Origin of the sequence: Collinsella sp. AF02-46-1, assembly GCF_003465825.1 — a bacterium.
Taxonomy (GTDB): Bacteria; Actinomycetota; Coriobacteriia; order Coriobacteriales; family Coriobacteriaceae; genus Collinsella.
On the sequence record NZ_QSBV01000010.1, the window covers coordinates 25,686 to 42,638 of the forward strand.

A 16,953-nucleotide genomic window follows, 5' to 3' on the forward strand; every position below is an offset into this window, starting at 1 on the left:
AATTATCATTTCGTAAACAATTTGATGAAATTAACGCCATGAGGCATGCTTGCGGTTACAATACCGCGAGGCCTAACTACACACCTTTAAGCCGGTCCTGTGAGACCGGGAAGGAGAATTATGGCGAACAACCATACCGCGGGCGCTGCCGCCCGCACCTTCGCGCCCAGCGAGCTTTGCCAGCGTATGCTGGCCAAAACCAGCAAGGGCACCTGCGGTCCCTGTATCCTGTATCTTGAGGATGGGACCATTTTTTATGGACGTGCATGCGGCGCCGAGGGCACCGCGACCGGCGAAGTCTGCTTCAACACCTCGCTTGAGGGCTACTTTGAGGTCATGACCGACCCGAGTTATGCCGGCCAAATTGTAACCATGACCTATCCGCAGATCGGCAATTACGGTATCGACGAGACCGATGTCCAGTCGGCCTTCCCCGGCGACGCCGTGCGCCCTGCGAGCGCTCCGGCTATGCGCGGCATGATCGTTCGCGACATGTGCGCCACGCCTTCTAACTGGCGCTCGGCCGTCAGCGTGCCGGAGTACCTGCGCGCTCACGGCATCGTCGCTATCGAGGGTGTCGACACCCGCGCTCTGGTGCGCCATCTGCGCGACAATGGTTCCAAGATGGGCATTATCTCGACAGAGATCTTCGACGTCGACGAGCTCGCCGAGCGTCTGGACGCAGCGCCCACGCTGGTGGGCGAGAACCTGGTCAAGACCGTGAGCTGTCCCGCGCCTCACGAGTTTGTGGCCGCCGACCTGCCTGCCACGCATGGCTTTGCGCTTGTGGCTGCCGCTTCTGCCCGTCACAAAGTGGTCGCCTACGACTGCGGTGTGAAGCGCGGTATTCTGGAGGGCCTGGTCCGTGCCGGCTGCGACCTCACCGTCGTGCCGTGGGATACGCCCGCGAGTGAGGTGCTCGACATGAATCCTGATGGCGTCTTTTTGTCCAACGGCCCCGGCGACCCCGATGCCGTGGTGGAGACCTACGAGCAGGTGCAGCAGCTGATCGGCAAGGTGCCGGTCTTTGGTATTTGCCTGGGTCACCAGATGATCAGCTTGGCCTGCGGCGCCCAAATGGAAAAGCTTAAGTTCGGTCACCGCGGTGGCAACCAGCCGGTCATGAACCTGGTAAGCCGTCGCGTGGAGATCACCGCGCAAAACCATGGCTTTGGCCTGCTGTTCCCCAGCTTGGGCAAGCTTGTCCCCGAGCTTTCCGGCGGCGAGACCGAGCATGCGGCCGATGGAGATCTGCGCGTCTGGGTGCGCCGCGGCATCGCGCCGGTCGTGATGAACGAGCGCTTTGGCCGCATTCGCCTGACGCATGTGAACCTTAACGACGGCACCGCCGAGGGTATCCAGCTGCTCGACGCCCCGTGCTTCTCGGTCCAGTACCACCCCGAGGCCTCGCCTGGCCCCACCGATGCCCACTATCTCTTTACCGCCTTTACGCGACTCATGGACGGCGAGGAGAACTACCTGGACATCGACACCGCGAAGGACCGCCTCGCCGGCTGGAATTTCGCCGACGATGGTTCCGCTGAAACCGAGACCGAGGAGAACTAACATGCCGAAACGTACTGACATCAAGCGTATCCTCGTTATTGGTTCGGGCCCTATCGTCATTGGCCAGGCCTGCGAGTTCGACTACTCCGGCGCCCAAGCCTGCAAGGTGCTCAAGGAGGATGGCTTTGAGGTCATCCTGGTCAACTCCAATCCGGCGACCATCATGACTGATCCGGGCTTGGCCGACCGCACCTATGTCGAGCCCATCACCGCCGAATTTATCGAGCGCGTGATCAAAAAGGAGCGCCCGGACGCGCTGCTGCCCACGCTGGGCGGCCAGACCGGTCTGAATGCCGCCGTCGAGCTGGCAAAGGACGGTACGCTCGACAAGTACGGTGTCGAGATGATCGGCTGCGACCTGGCCGCCATCGAGCGTGGCGAGGACCGTAAGCTCTTTAACGAGGCCATGGCCGAGATCGGCCTGGAGGTCGCGCGCTCGGGCTATGCCTACAGCGTGGCTGACGCCGAGGCCATCGCCGAGCGCGTGGGATATCCCTGCGTGCTGCGCCCGAGCTTTACCCTCGGCGGTGCCGGTGGCGGCATCGCGCACACCCACGAGGAGCTCGTCTCCATTGTGAGCCAGGGCCTTGAGCTCTCGCCCGCCCACGAGGTGCTGGTCGAGGAGTCCATCGAGGGTTGGAAAGAGTACGAGATGGAGGTCATGCGTGACCATGCCGGCAACGGCATCATCGTGTGCTCCATCGAGAACCTCGACCCCATGGGAGTGCATACCGGCGACTCCATCACCGTGGCCCCGGCGCAGACCCTGAGTGACCTTGAGTACCAGCGCATGCGTGTCGCCTCGCTTGCCATCTTGGAGAAGATCGGCGTCGAGACCGGCGGCTCTAACGTGCAGTTTGCCGTGAACCCCCAGACCGGCCGCCTGATCGTCATCGAGATGAACCCGCGCGTGAGCCGCTCGTCCGCATTGGCCTCCAAGGCCACGGGCTTCCCCATCGCCAAGGCTGCTGCTCGCCTGGCCGTTGGCTATACGCTCGACGAGATCGTCAATGACATCACCAAGGCCACGCCTGCCTGCTTTGAGCCCACGATCGACTACTGCGTGGTCAAGGTGCCGCGTTTTGCCTTCGAGAAGTTCAAGGGCACCGACCCCACACTCACCACGCGCATGAAGGCCGTGGGCGAGATCATGGCGATCGGCCGCACCTTTGAGGAGGCCTTCGGCAAGGCCATGCGCTCGCTGGAGGACGGTCACCAGGGCATCTGCGCCGGTGGCAAGGAGGGTGCCGACAAGCTGAGCGACGACGAGCTCGCTCAGGCCGTGGCAACCCCGACCGAGCACCGCATCTTCTTTGTGGTCGAGGCCCTGCGCCGTGGCTGGGACATCGCCCACATCCATGCCATCTGCGGTATCGATCCGTGGTACCTCAACCGTATCAACGACATGGTGCAGGTCCAGGAGAGCATCCGCGGCCTGCGTGTGGAGGATATCGACGCCGACGCGATGCGCCTGCTCAAGCAGTACGGCACGAGCGACGCCGAGATTGCCGCGCTGACCGGCTCGGACGAGCGCTTTGTGCGCGCCTATCGCAAGGGTCTGGGCGTGGTTCCCAGCATGAAGACGGTCGATACCTGCGCTGCGGAGTTTTCGAGCGCCACGGAGTACCACTACAAGACGTACGAGAACATCTACCGCACGAGCCCGGATGCCAAGAAGTGCGTGGCTCCCGACGAGACCACGCCGGCGGACAAGCCCAAGGCGATGATCCTGGGCGCCGGCCCCAACCGCATTGGCCAAGGTATCGAGTTCGATTACTGCTGCGTGCACGCGAGCTACGCACTGGCGGCTCGCGGCTTCGAGACCATCATGGTCAACTGCAACCCCGAGACCGTTTCGACTGACTACGACACCTCGGACCGCTTGTACTTTGAGCCGCTCACCTACGAGGACGTCATGGACGTTATCGATGTCGAGCGCCCCGACGGCGTCGTGGTGACGCTCGGCGGCCAGACTCCGCTTAAGCTGGCGCGCATGCTCGAGGAGAGCGGCGTGAACATTATGGGCACCAAGCCCGATGCCATCGACTTTGCCGAGGACCGCGAGCGCTTCGCCGCTCTGCTCGACAAGCTGGGCATCATGTACCCGCCGGCGGGCCAGGCCACCTCGTTTGAGGAGGCCGAGGCCGTGGCCGCGCACATCGGCTATCCGCTGCTGGTGCGCCCGAGCTATGTGCTGGGCGGCCGCGGCATGATGATCGCCTACGATGCCGAGCATCTGCGCGATTACATGGCCGAGGCTGCGCGCATTAGCCCCGACTACCCGGTGTACCTGGACCGCTTCCTGGAGGGTGCGATCGAGTCCGACGTCGACGCCCTGTGCGATGGCGAAGAGGTATACATCGGCGGCATCCTGGAGCATATCGAGGAAGCCGGTATTCACTCCGGCGACTCCGCGACCTGCATCCCGCCGTTCAGCTTTAGCGAGAGCCTGCAGGCGAAGCTCCGCGAGACCACGCGCCGCATCGCGATGGCGCTGGGAGTCCGCGGTCTGGTCAACGTGCAATATGCCATCAAGGGCGAGACCGTCTACGTGATCGAGGCCAACCCGCGCGCCAGCCGTACCGTGCCGTTTATCTCCAAGGCCACCGGCGTGCCGCTGGCCAAATGCGCGGCGCGCATCATGGCAGGCGATTCCATCGCGAGCTTGGGCCTGCCGAGCGACGAACGTCAGCTGGACTGGTTCTGCATGAAGGAAGCCGTCATGCCCTGGGGTCGTTTCCCGGGCGCCGACGTCATCCTGGGGCCCGAGATGAAGTCGACGGGCGAGGTCATGGGTATCGCTAAGAGCTATCCCGAGGCATACGCCAAGACGCAGCTGGCGATCGACTACAAGCTGCCCGACCCGAGCGCCGGCAAGGTATTCATCAGCGTGTGCGACCGCGACAAGCGCCACATCCTTTCGGTCGCGCGTATCCTGCGTTACCTGGGCTTTGACATCTGCTCCACCGAGGGTACGGCGCGCGTGCTGCGTGGAGGCAACGTGACGTGCGAGATCGTGGAGAAGATTAGCGGCCCGCACGACGGCGAGCGCCCCAACATCGGCGACCTCATCGCCGATGGCAAGATCGCGGTGATCATCAACACGCCGTACGGTCCGGGCTCGCGCGGCGACGGCTATCTGCTGCGCACCGAGGCGGTGCGACGCGGTGTGACCTGCGTGACCGCGATGTCTGCCGCCAACACGTACGTGAGTGCCATCGAGGCGGTGCGCGAGGACCAGCAGGGTCACGGCAGCGCCAACGACATGGGCATGGACGTCATCGCCCTGCAGGACCTGCCGCAGCACACGGTGTAGTGTGACCTGGTCGGCCGGGGCGGCAGCCGGACACTTCCTCTCGGAAACTGGGCTTCGCGAAGTTTTCCGAGAGAAAGGTCCGCCTCCCGCCCCGGCCTACGGTGACTCGGCTGCACCGTGTGCTGCCGAAGGGGCTTTGCGCGATGACTAGGGATGAAAAAGAAAGTGAGTGTGGGCTCCGCCGTTCGTTCGAACGGCGGAGCCCACGTTTTGGATTTATTGGGCTGTGGCGGTGAAGGTTGTTTTGTCGGCGGCGATGTGCACGTGCAGCTTTGCCTGACCGTCGCAGCTGATGAGCACGCCTACCTCGAACGGGGTTCCCGTCTTGTCGTAGGTCGAACGCACGATGCGCATCGCCGCCTTACCGGTGTTCTGTCCCAAAAGGCGCGCCTCATGCTTGTCGAGGTTGACCGTCTCGTAGACGGCATCGACGCTTGCGGGCAGGATGCCGGTCTTTTCCGCGATATAGGCGTAGAGCGAGCCATCCACGTCTTTGCGTGTGAGCTCGGGGCAAAGTGACACGGGGATATAGACGTAGTTGAGCTCCATGGGTTTGTCGTTGGCGAGACGCAGGCGGCGAATCTCCCAGACGGGTGTCCCCTCGGGCACTTTGAGCCCAGAGGCGATGCCGCGGACGGCCGGTATGCTTGAAAAGGCGAGAATCTGCGAGCTCGGAACCCGTCCCGCTTCGCGCATCCGCGCGCTGAAATTCAGGGCCAGGTCGATGCCGGGTGCTGAGGTTTGGGGTTTGATGAACGTTCCCTGCCCACGTTTGCGCACCACGCGCCCCTCGATGACGAGATCTTGGAAGCAACGGCGCACGGTCGCGCGCGATAACTCTAGCCGCTCACAGATTTCGAGCTCGCGTGGCAGCGGCGTCTTGGTGTCGAACGCCTGGCTGGCGATAAGCAGGGCGATTCGATGTTTAAGTTGGACATAGAGCGGCGTATCACCGCTGCGGTCGAAGGGTTCGGAGGCGAGAAACGAGATCATATCCATGGGGTACCTCCATATCGTGGGCGTACGTGACATGGTCTGACACTGCGGGGCAAACCGGAGATGCCAGGCCCGATTCTTGCTGGTATGTATGGTGCATAAGGAACATAAAACATTTATCAGACAATCTACCTGCTATTTTAAAAATAATTAGAAGAAAAAATAATTTAGGCACAAAAATAGTTGCTACCGTTAACCGATGAATAGTTGCCGTTCGCAACTATTTTCTTGTACCGAACATGCCCCGGCGCAACAATAATCTCAGCAAAAAGCAAAGCCGTGCGACACACGGCAGGTCGAGAGGAGACCGCATGCGGTATCTGGTAATGGTCAGTCACGGAACGCTCGCTCCCGGACTGCACAGTGTCCTCAAGATGCTCGGCAATGACGCCCCGAACATCTTGTCGACGAGTCTCGTGGACGGCATGGGCGCTGACGAATATGTCGAGAACGTCAAGGCGATGGTCGCTCCCGTTACCGCCGATGACGAGGTTGTCCTGCTCGGTGACATCCTGGGCGGATCGCCGCTCACCAATGCTATGAACACGATGGCCGAGAAGGGCTTGCTCGCCCACACCATTGCCTTCGGCGGTATGAATCTGCCCATGGCTATGACCGCCATGATGGGGCTTGCCACCATGGACCTGGATTCTCTCAAGCAGATGATGCTGCAGGAGGGCAAGAACGGTATGTCCGAGCTTGTGGTCCCGACCGATGACGCCGACGACGAGGACGACGACATCTAGGCCGCACCAAGGTTTCATCTAGCTGCAAACGTTAGGAAGAAGAGGCCGCGACCGCGGGCCTCATGAAGGAAAGGGGAGAACGTATGATTTCGTTCATCCGTATTGACGACCGTATGATCCATGGACAGACCGTTACCCGTTGGGCCCTCGAGTATCCCTGCGACGGTCTTATCGCCGTCAACGACGCCGCGGCGTCCAACCCCGTGCTCAAGGAGGCCTACAAGAGTGCCTCGGGCAAGAAGACGTTCGTGTGGACCAAGGAGCACTTCAAGGAGGTCTCCGAGAAGGTTCTCAAGTCCAACACCAAGTACTTCCTGATCACCAAGAACCCGCTCGACATGAAGGAACTTCTCGTCGATTTTGGCTTTAAGCCCGGCATGGACCGCATCATCGTCGGTCCCTGCAACGATCGTCCCGGCACCACCAAGCTCGGCAACAACCAGTCGATCACGCAGGAAGAGGCCCAGGCGCTCGAGGATCTCACCAACGCCGGCTACACGGTCGAGTTCGCCCTTATCAAGGAGAAGTCCATCGGTGAGTGGCCCAAGTTCCGCGGTCAGTTTGGCTTCTAGTTAGGCGCCAGCCGCATTTTGGTACCTACAGCCCTGGGGAAAGGGGCTGAGGAATAAAGAAAGGGGAAAGCATGGCAATCAATGCATTCCAAGCCGCGCTGTTCGGCCTGTTCGCCTGCCTGGCATCACTGCCTGGCATGGGCGGCACGACGATCGGCAACTACACTCTGGGTCGTCCTCTGGTCGCCGGCCTCATCGTCGGCATCATCATGGGCGATATGCAGACGGGCATCCTCGTCGGCGCTGCCATCCAGGTTGTCTACATCGCTCTCGTGACCCCCGGCGGAACCGTCTCCGCCGACGTCCGCGCCGTGTCCTATATCGGCATCCCGCTGGCGATCCTCGCCATCAAGAACTCGGGCATCGATCCCGCCTCCGCTGAGGCTGCCGGCATGGCCGCATCCCTCGGTGCCGCCGTCGGCACGCTCGGCACTGTGCTCTTCTATGGCACCGCCACCATCAACCTGGTGTGGCAGGGCATGGGGTGGAAGTGGCTCGAGAAGGGCGATCTCCACAAGCTCTACCTGGTCAACAACGTTCTGCCTTGGATTGGTCACATCGTCTGCTCGTTCCTCCCGACGTTCATCATCACCATGGGCGGCACCGCCATGGTCGACCTCATGAAGACCTACATGCCCATGGACGGCATCGCGATGAAGACGCTGTTCACCGTCGGCTCGCTGCTGCCTACCGTCGGTATCGCCATCCTGCTCAAGCAGGTCATCTCCAAGCCGACGGACTTCCTCACGTTCTTCTTCGGCTTCACCCTGTCCGCTGTCATGGGGTGCAACCTGATTGCCGCTGCCGGCATCGGCTGCTTCTTCGCCCTGATCAACTATGAGATCGCTTCGCTCAAGATCGACCTCGCAAACGCTCCCAAGGCAGCTATCGCCTCGGGCTCCGATGATGAGGAAGAGGAGGACATCTAATGGCAGAGAAGAAGAAACTCTCTAAGAAAACGCTTGCCAAGTCGTTCCGCAACTGGTCCTACGGCAACCTGACTTGCTTCTCGCAGGAGCACATGCAGACCTTCGGTTACCTGTGCGCCATGCTTCCGATCGTCGAGGAGCTCTACGACACGCCCGAGGAGCAGAAGCAGGCCCTCCAGACCTACTCCGCGTTCTTCAACACCGAGCCGCAGATCGGCACCATGATTGTCGGCGTCACCGCCGGCCTCGAGGAGGCTCGCGCAAACGGCGAGGCCATCGATGACGACGCCATCAACGGCATCCGCGCCGGCCTCATGGGCCCGCTCGCCGGCCTTGGCGACTCGCTGATCGTCGGTACCCTGATCCCGATCCTGCTCGGTATCGCCCTAGGTCTCTCGACCGGCGGCTCTCCGCTCGGTGCCATCTTCTATATTGTCGTGTGGAACCTGCTCATGTTCCTTGGCATGCGCTTTGCCTACAACCAGGGCTATGAGCTCGGCGGCAAGGCGGTCGAGGCCCTCGTTGGCCCCAAGGCAAAGGCTCTTCGCGATTCCATCGTGATGGTCGGTACCATGGTCATCGGTGCCGTGGGCGCAACTTGGGTCTCCATCACCTGCAGCCCCAACCTGGTGCTGCCCGGTGGCGGTAAGTTCCAGGACACGCTCGATGGCATCTATCCGCACCTGCTGCCGATGATCTTCATCATCTTCTGCTGGTACATGATGACCAAGAAGAAGGTCAACCCCATCGTTATGATGCTGATCCTCGTTGTGATCGCATTTGTGGGCGTTCTCATTGGCTTCTTCGACCCGGCACTGAGCTACTAGTCATCATCCCCTGGCCCCCTGTAAGGCCGTGCGGCCTCAACCGCACGGCCTTCTGATTTTGCGCCGCCCTTCGAGGGCAATATGGCCAGCGACTTCCATCGCCTACACGACACCCGCTATATTGCTCTTGAAAGATGACGTATTCGACAAACGATGCACTTGCACATGATGCACGCTTTGCACGAGGAGGACCCATATGCACGAGAAACACGGACACGACCTTTCGCGCGACGACTTGATCCGCGAGGCAAAGATGCAGACCGATGCTATTCAGCGGCTCAACGTTTGGCTGCGCCTGGGCTATTCGCTCGTGGCGATTGGCTTTTTGATGGGGATGTGGGGTATGCAGGGAGGCCCCGGCTGGGGTGTCCCCGTGGGCATCGTGTGCCTAGTGGTGGGCACTCCGCTTTCGATCGTGCTTAAGGTTGGCACGACCAACGCCAAAAAGAATGTCGAGCGCATGCTCGAGGCCGCGGGTATCGACGTTGAGGAGCTTATGCGACGCAAGAAGGACGAGCAATAGACTTCCGCGTTGGGGTATCATAAATAATTGTTGCGAATGTTAACTAATGTACGGCAAATGACGGTTTTATGGCCCTTCTAGAGTTGCAAAGGACAATATCCCCAGTGGATTACGATGACGTCGCTCGAAAACTGATCGTGTACTCACGTTCCCTTGCCAAGGGATCCTTGAGTGCTGCCGGCGGCGCCAGTGTGGGCGAGGCACCGGTTTTACAGTATCTATCGGGTATTGACGGTGACGTCATTCCCTCCGAGATTGCCAAGAAGCTGAAATTCTCCCGTGCGCGCATGTCGCATATCTTGGATTCACTCGAGAGCAAGGGTTACGTTCAGCGCGGGACCGATCCAAACGATCGTCGGCGTGTGCTGGTGAGCATCACCGAGGAAGGCCGTGATTTCGCGGCGAAAAAAAATGCCGAGAGTGTGGCATCGCTCTCGAAACAACTCTCAGCGCTCGGCGAGCACGATGCCCAGGAGCTCGTGCGCATTCTGAATAAAGCCTATAGCCTTACCTATGATGCCGACGACTACCTGGACAATCTATAAGGATAAAGGCAGACATTTAGGTGCATCTTGAAATGCACCCGGGACAGTTGCGCCCATTGACTACCGTCAGCATCTCATTCCAAACCAAATCAGCCAACGTACGCCATGGCAACCCCCGGTAGGTCGCAGGGTGGCGGCTGAGCCTTTCCCTCGGGAAACTTCGCGAAGCCCAGTTCCCGAGGGAAAGGTATGGTCTGTGTAATACCAGATAAACAGTACATTTTTGCTAGATTGGTATTTGACTGAAGAACCAATTGGTATGGCTTATTAAGCCTACCTTGCCGTTGACGCTCATTTTACTGCCGTTGGTGGACTTCCGAACTTGGTTGCGCAAGTGCTCCCATATATTGATATGACCTAGTAGGTGGCTATCTGGTTACTACCAGTTGGCCCCTTGGTAACGGGTGGCCCCATTGTGCGGAATGTACCGAACATCCCCGTTTGATACGTTTTCCCATGCTGCCGGGGGGGGGCGTCCTCGGCATGTCGGAAGAAAGGAGCCCAGGTGCGCAGGAATTCCATTTTTACGAAACGGTGGGTGAAGGGAAGCGCGGTCCTCGTTGCCACTGCAGCGACGCTCGTGTTTGCCAATCCCCAGCAGGCGATTGCCACGCCACTCAAGGGCGTCGACTCAGCGACCGTGTCCCAGTCTGCCTCGAATGTCGTCGACATCGATTTCGCTGACGGCATCAAGGGCCGTATTACGTTCCTCGAGGACGGTATTTTCCGTTATAACGTCGACCCCAAGGGTGAGTTTTCCGATTACGCCACACCGCGCAGTAAGTCCCACACGGCTAAAATCCAGGCTCAGCCCGATACCTCGGACACCTACAGCAAGCCGAGCGCGACGGTTGCCGACAAGGGCGACACTATCGAGATCACCGGCGGAAAGGCGACCGTGATCCTGGACAAGGCGACTGGCAAGATGAGTATCAAGTCAGGCGACCGTGTCGTGGTTTCCGAGTCCGCGTCCCTCGACCTTGATAAGAAGGGTACCGTCCAGACGCTCGCCAAGGAGAAGTCCGAGAACTTCTTTGGCGGCGGCACCCAGAACGGACGCTTCCTGCACACCAACCAGACCATCGCCATCTCCAACACGAACAACTGGACTGATGGCGGCGTTGCCTCGCCCAACCCGTTTTATTGGACGAGTGACGGCTACGGCGTACTCCGAAACACGTTTGCAGAGGGTTCCTACGACTTCGGTTCCACGGACTCATCGACGGTCACGACTTTGCACAGCGAGAATGAGTTTGATGCCTACTACTTCGTGGCGACCAACGAGGGCGCTTCGAACGTGGCAACCGAGATGCTGCAGGACTACTACAAGGTGACCGGTAACCCGGTACTGCTGCCCGAGTACGGGTTCTACCTTGGTCATCTTAATGCCTATAACCGTGATGGCTGGTCAACGACCTCGGGTCAAAAGAAGTGGGAGACCAAGGGCAGCAAGTCCTCGAGCGAGAAGGGCGACGTTAAGTACGAGTCTGGCATGTCGACGGGCTACAAGCTCGACGGCACACTTGCGGCCGAGACGCTCAACGGTGAGGGCCCTTCGGTTGATACCGAGAACATGAAAGCGACCGATTTCGACCGCCAGTTCTCTGCTCGGCAGGTTATCGATGACTACGAGGACAACGACATGCCGCTCGGTTGGTTCCTGCCGAACGACGGCTACGGCGCCGGCTATGGCCAGAACGGTTACTACAAGACCGGCGGCGTCAACTCCGACGGAACGAGCTCGGCCGACCGTCTTAACGCTGTGCGTGCCAATGTCGACAACCTTAAGAAGTTCACCGAGTATGCCAACTCCAAGGGTGTGAGCACGGGCTTGTGGACCCAGTCCAACCTTGAGCCCGACAGCAACTCCGAGACCCCGTGGCACCTGCTTCGCGACTTCGACGCCGAGGTCAAGACGGGAGGCATCTCTACCCTTAAGACCGACGTTGCCTGGGTTGGATCTGGCTACTCCTTTGGTCTTAATGGCATCAAGACAGCTTATGACACGGTGACGACCGGCGCTAACAAGCGCCCCAACATCATCACGCTCGATGGTTGGGCCGGCACGCAGCGCTTTGGTGGCATTTGGACCGGCGACCAGTATGGCGGTAACTGGGAGTACATTCGCTTCCATATCCCCACGTATATCGGTCAGAGTCTTTCGGGCAACCCCAACATCGGCTCCGACATGGATGGCATCTTTGGCGGCGACCCCATCATCTCTGCGCGTGACTACCAGTGGAAGACGTTCACGCCCTCTATGCTTGACATGGACGGTTGGGGCACCTACCGTAAATCGCCCATGACGCACGGCGATCCCTACACAGGCATCTCGCGCTTCTACCTCAAGCTCAAGGCGCAGCTCATGCCCTATATCTACACGAGCGCGGCCTCGGCGGCCAACATCGACACGGGTAACGGCGATGCCGGCCTGCCCATGATCCGCGCCATGCTGCTTTCCGACAACTCCGAGTACGCCGCAAGCACTTCGACGCAGTACCAGTATATGTTCGGTGAGAACTTCCTAGTGGCACCGGTGTATCAGGATACCCAGGCAGACGAGAACGGCAACGACATTCGCAATGGGATTTACCTCCCCAACTACGGCACCGACGAGAATCCCACCATCTGGATCGATTACTTCTCGGGTAAGCAGTATCGCGGCGGCCAGGTTCTCAACAACTACGAGGCTCCGCTTTGGAAGCTGCCGCTGTTTGTGAAGGCCAACGCTATCGTGCCGATGTACGCCGAGAACAACAACCCCGAGGCAGTGAGCGACACCAACACCAAGGGTACCGACCGCAGTCAGCGTATCGTCGAGTTCTTCGCCACCGAGGGCGACGGCACCTTTACGCAGTACGAGGACGACGGCTCCTCCATCGAAAACAACACGACTGAGGACGATTCCTACGGCACGATCGACAATATCTCCTACGGTGAGCATGTGAGCACCGTCTACAGCTCCAAGGCCGCAGGCGGCACCGCGACCTTTACCGCCGAGGCCTCGAAGGGCGGCTACAACGGCTACGACTCCAACCGCACCACGACCTTCGTGGCCAATGTGTCCGCCAAGCCCACGAGCGTTGTCGCCAAGAACGGCGGATCCGCACTCAACGTGGTTGAGGTCGACTCGCAGGAGACCTTTGACGCCGCGACCCCCGAGGCCGGCCAGGCGGTCTACTTCTACAGCGAGACCCCCAACCTCAACCACTACGGCAGCGATGCGGACGGCACCGAGGCCGAGCAGGGCGAGAGCTTTAACAACACCAAGATCACCACGAACCCCAAGGTCTACGTCAAGTTCGCGAAGACCGATGTTGCTGCAGCGGCGCAGACGCTTGAGCTGGGCGGTTTCGTGAATGCCGACGCCACGCTCACAGCCGATCGCCTCAACGAGAACCTCTCCGCACCCACGAACCTTGCTGCCCCCGAGGACGTCACGACCCCAACGAGCATAAAGCTCACCTGGGGAAAGGTCGATGGTGCTACCTCCTACGACCTTAAGGTCGACGGCACTGTGTTTGCCGTGGGTGATGCGGCCGAGTTCACGCACACCGACCTCGCCTACAATAGCAAGCACACCTACCAGATTCGTTCGCGCAACGCCGAGGGTTACTCCGCCTGGAGCGATGTGCTCGAGGCGAACTCCGCACTCGATCCGTGGCGGAACGTCCCCGACGCCGAGGAAATCACCTGGGAGGGCTCACTTTACGGCAGCCATAAGGCCGAGCTTGCCTTCGACCATGAGTTCCAGTCGGGCGACGGCGGTTTCCACTCCGGTGGCAACGATCTGGGCAAGGCGCTTACCGTTGACTATGGACGCGCTTACAAGCTCGATAAGCTCGAGTACTATCCGCGCGATGACGCCGGCAACGGCACTGTGACCAAGATGCGTGTTGAGACGAGTCTCGATGGCGTCCACTGGACGAGCCAGGAGGTCGATTGGGCACGTTCCGCTGATTGTAAGACGGTAGCGTTTGACGGCACCGTGGCCGCCCGTTACGTGCGCATGACACCGCTCGCCTCGGTCGGCAATTTCTTCTCCGCGTCCGAGATTGCCATCTACAAGACCGACGGCACGGATGGCTTCGCCGTGGGCTCCAACCTCAACAAGGCCACGATCTCCGACGGAGACTACTCCAACATGAAGAACTATCTGGGCCTCGAGAACCGCGAGCCCGATACCCCGACGTTCGGTTCGCAGATCCGCGACCACTTCGCCGACCTCAACGATAACGGCGTTTACGACGTCTACGATTACTCGTTCACCATGGCGGGTCTTGACGGCGGCACTAAACAAAAGGGCAAGGTCGCAGGTTCGCTCGCGGTGATTCCGAGCAAGACCGAGGTCGAGGCCGGTGATGAGATCACCGTTGATGTCTATGCGGCCGACGCCAAGAACGTCAACGCCCTGGGCGCTCTCGTCAACTTCAAGAGCGACCAGTTCGAGTTTGTGTCCGAGAGCATCGCGCAGGACGGCTCGACTGCCGGCATGGAGAACCTGTCTCGCGAGAAGGTCCAGTTCGCGGACAGAACGCAGACTATCAATCTCGCCTTTGCCAACCGCGGCGATGGCAAGCTCTACAACGGTACCGGCGCGGTGGCGAGTTTCAAGCTCAAGGCCAAGACCGCCGGCAAGGTCGAACTGCCCTCGACATCTTGGCTCATCGGTCCGGCATGCGACGCACTTGAGTTTGCGAGCGACGGCACGGTGACGATGCCGGATGTTCCTCAGCCAACGGTCGCCGAGTACGGTCAGGATGCCTTCAACATCACGATGACCAACGATGAGCTCACGACCGACGACGGGACCAACGTCGAGAAACTTATCCAGCAGAAGAGCTATAACGCGCTGTTCGATAATAACGAGGGCGACAACGGCTTTGAGTTCCTATGGAACTGGAGCGGCAACTGGGACAGCGAGGGTAAGCTTCCGAGTTACGTGAAGCTTCCCACCACGATGACATTCGCATTTAAGACGCCTTCGAAACTCGATAGTGTCGAGGTCGTTAACCGCAACGGTGGCAACGGAACCGTGCAGAAGATCAAGGCTGTCGTGACGTTCGAGGATGGCTCGACCCAAGAGTTCGCGGGCGGGGAGTACGATTCCTTCCGGGCTCGCTACGCTTTTGGCCTCTCTGCCGAGAACAAGGGCAAGAAGGCGACCAAGGTCGAGGTCACGCCGCTTGAGGCATCGGGTGACCAGATGCTCACACTGCGTGAGGTCAACTTCAACTACACGCAGGGTGTCGAGGCCATCGAGGGTGTCGAGCTAGGCAAGAACCAGACCGAGTTCTTTGAAGGCGACGTTACGCTCGTCGACGCCAAGGCCACGCCTGAGAGCGCCGGCTACCCCTATGTGACGGTCGAGAGCTCCGACCCCTCTGTGGTAAGCGTCTCCGCTGTTCAGGCTGGCGATAGCGTGAGCTACTACCTGCGTGCCAACAAGGCCGGCAAGGCAAAGATCACGGTGGCGTCGGTACTCGACCCCTCCAAGACCGCATCCTATGAGGTCGAAGTCAAGGCTGGTGTCGATACCTCTGCGCTCGTGGCAGCGCTTTCCGAGGCCGCGGGCTACAGCGAATCCGTCTACACTAAGGATTCCTATGCAGCTCTCACCGCTGCGGTCGAGGCGGCTCAGAAGCTCCTCGACGGCGGCCAAGGCAGCTATAGCAAGAAGGATGTCGCAGACGCCACAGCCAAGATCGAGAAGGCAATCGACGGCCTCAAGATGCGCCCTGTCGATGAGAAGATTCTTATCAACACGCCCGAGAACCGCAAGAACGTCAAGGTGGCCGGCTTCTCGAGTGAGGCCGACTACGAGGGCAGCAACGCCGTCAACGCTCTCGACGGCGACGAGCGGACGCTTTGGCACAGCGACTGGGCCCATGGGACCGGTATGCCCCAGTATCTGAGTGTCGACCTGGGCCGCGACTACGATCTCACCGACGTTACATTCCTGCCGCGCCAGGACGGCGGCACTAACGGCGATATCTTCGAGGCCGAGATACTGGTCTCCGACACTGCCGACGGTTATGAGATGGGCACCGCCGCGTCGATGGGTACGTTCGCCTTCGACAATGACGGCCGCGTGCTCACCGACCGTGGCGACTGGAAACAGATGAGCTTTGGCGCCGCGCGCGGTCGCTACGTGACCGTCAAGGTGATTCACGCCGGCGGTGGCAACGTTGATGCCTACTGCAGCATGGCGGAGCTCAAGTTCTACGGTACGGCCGTCCCCGATCCGGTGGCGAAGGATGATCTCGCTACCGCGATCGAAAAGGTTGATGCCGAGGTTGCTGCCGGCGACCTCAAGGCCGGTGACTACACCGAGGCCTCCTGGACGGCGCTCGAGAACGCCCTGGCGAGCGCCCGCGCCATCTTGAGCGACGAGAAAGCCACGCAGGACGAGGTCGACCAGGCGCTCAGGGCGCTCGAGAGCGCCCGCGGCGCGCTCGAGAAGACCCCGGTGGCCCCGGTCGAGAAACCGACTAAGAAGCAGCTCAAGGCCCTGGTCAAGCAGGCGAAGGAGACTGACACTAGGGGCAAGACGGCCGAGTCTGTCAAGGCCCTGACGGATGCCATTACCTACGCCGAGGACGTCTTGGGTGCTGAGAATGCTTCCGACACCCAGCTCCAGGCGGCCTATGACCAGCTCAAGCTGGCTATTGAGAGCCTCAAGGATGCCGATTCCGGCAATCAGGGCGGCTCGGGCAACCAGGGTTCCGGCAATGGCTCGAACGGCGGCAACCAGGCGGGCAAGCCCGCAGGCGACAAGGCCCAGGGCAGCAAGAAGAACGGTTCGGCGATTCCCAATACCGGAGACCAGACGGCGGCGACCGTCGCGACCGTCGGTGGTCTTGGCGCCATCATCGCCGCGATCGGCGCTTTCTTCCATCGTCGCAGCAAGGCTAAGTAGCCCCAGCAACAGCT

Annotated in this window: 10 protein-coding genes; 9 read left to right on the top strand and 1 reads right to left on the bottom strand. The window is 60.4% G+C overall.

Annotated features, from left to right (window positions below; all coding sequences use genetic code 11):
- Nucleotides 1–120 precede the first annotated feature (120 nt).
- Both carA and carB read left to right on the top strand, forming a co-directional pair.
- Nucleotides 121–1,566 carry a glutamine-hydrolyzing carbamoyl-phosphate synthase small subunit gene (gene carA, locus DWV20_RS05425; RefSeq protein ID WP_118256551.1) on the top strand — a complete coding sequence of 482 codons (1,446 nt, stop codon included), beginning with the start codon at nt 121–123 and terminating at the stop codon, nt 1,564–1,566.
- A 1-nt stretch (nt 1,567) separates the two neighbouring features.
- Nucleotides 1,568–4,882: a carbamoyl-phosphate synthase large subunit gene (carB, locus tag DWV20_RS05430; RefSeq protein WP_117776881.1), complete on the top strand. Its 3,315-nt coding sequence runs from the start codon at nt 1,568–1,570 to the stop codon at nt 4,880–4,882.
- A gap of 216 nt (nt 4,883–5,098) precedes the next feature.
- Here carB and DWV20_RS05435 read toward each other — a convergent pair whose 3' ends face one another.
- Nucleotides 5,099–5,881 carry a GntR family transcriptional regulator gene (locus tag DWV20_RS05435; protein ID WP_158551165.1) on the bottom strand — a complete coding sequence of 261 codons (783 nt, stop codon included), beginning with the start codon at nt 5,879–5,881 and terminating at the stop codon, nt 5,099–5,101.
- A 308-nt stretch (nt 5,882–6,189) separates the two neighbouring features.
- On the opposite strand from DWV20_RS05435, the gene DWV20_RS05440 reads away from it, so the two are divergent.
- The 7 genes from DWV20_RS05440 to DWV20_RS05470 all read left to right on the top strand — a co-directional run bounded on the left by DWV20_RS05440 (nt 6,190) and on the right by DWV20_RS05470 (nt 16,939).
- Nucleotides 6,190–6,624, top strand: a complete 435-nt coding sequence (locus tag DWV20_RS05440) for a PTS sugar transporter subunit IIA (protein WP_117769736.1) — start codon at nt 6,190–6,192, stop codon at nt 6,622–6,624.
- 83 nt (nt 6,625–6,707) lie between these two features.
- Nucleotides 6,708–7,196, top strand: coding sequence for a PTS sugar transporter subunit IIB (locus tag DWV20_RS05445; RefSeq protein WP_117716198.1), 489 nt, complete (start codon nt 6,708–6,710; stop codon nt 7,194–7,196).
- A gap of 71 nt (nt 7,197–7,267) precedes the next feature.
- Entirely contained in the window at nt 7,268–8,125 is an 858-nt protein-coding gene (locus tag DWV20_RS05450) for a PTS sugar transporter subunit IIC (protein WP_089572605.1), read from the top strand.
- On the top strand, nt 8,125–8,952 hold the full coding sequence (locus DWV20_RS05455) for a PTS system mannose/fructose/sorbose family transporter subunit IID (protein ID WP_117646152.1): 828 nt from the start codon (nt 8,125–8,127) through the stop codon (nt 8,950–8,952). The genes DWV20_RS05450 and DWV20_RS05455 overlap by 1 nt, the downstream gene beginning before the upstream one ends.
- Nucleotides 8,953–9,148: 196 nt before the next feature.
- Complete coding sequence (locus DWV20_RS05460) at nt 9,149–9,475, top strand: hypothetical protein (protein ID WP_089572607.1); 327 nt, start codon at nt 9,149–9,151, stop codon at nt 9,473–9,475.
- Between the two features lie 104 nt (nt 9,476–9,579).
- On the top strand, nt 9,580–10,020 hold the full coding sequence (locus DWV20_RS05465; protein ID WP_158566322.1) for a MarR family winged helix-turn-helix transcriptional regulator: 441 nt from the start codon (nt 9,580–9,582) through the stop codon (nt 10,018–10,020).
- Between the two features lie 505 nt (nt 10,021–10,525).
- Nucleotides 10,526–16,939, top strand: a complete 6,414-nt coding sequence (locus DWV20_RS05470; protein ID WP_118256554.1) for a discoidin domain-containing protein — start codon at nt 10,526–10,528, stop codon at nt 16,937–16,939.
- Nucleotides 16,940–16,953: the final 14 nt, after the last annotated feature.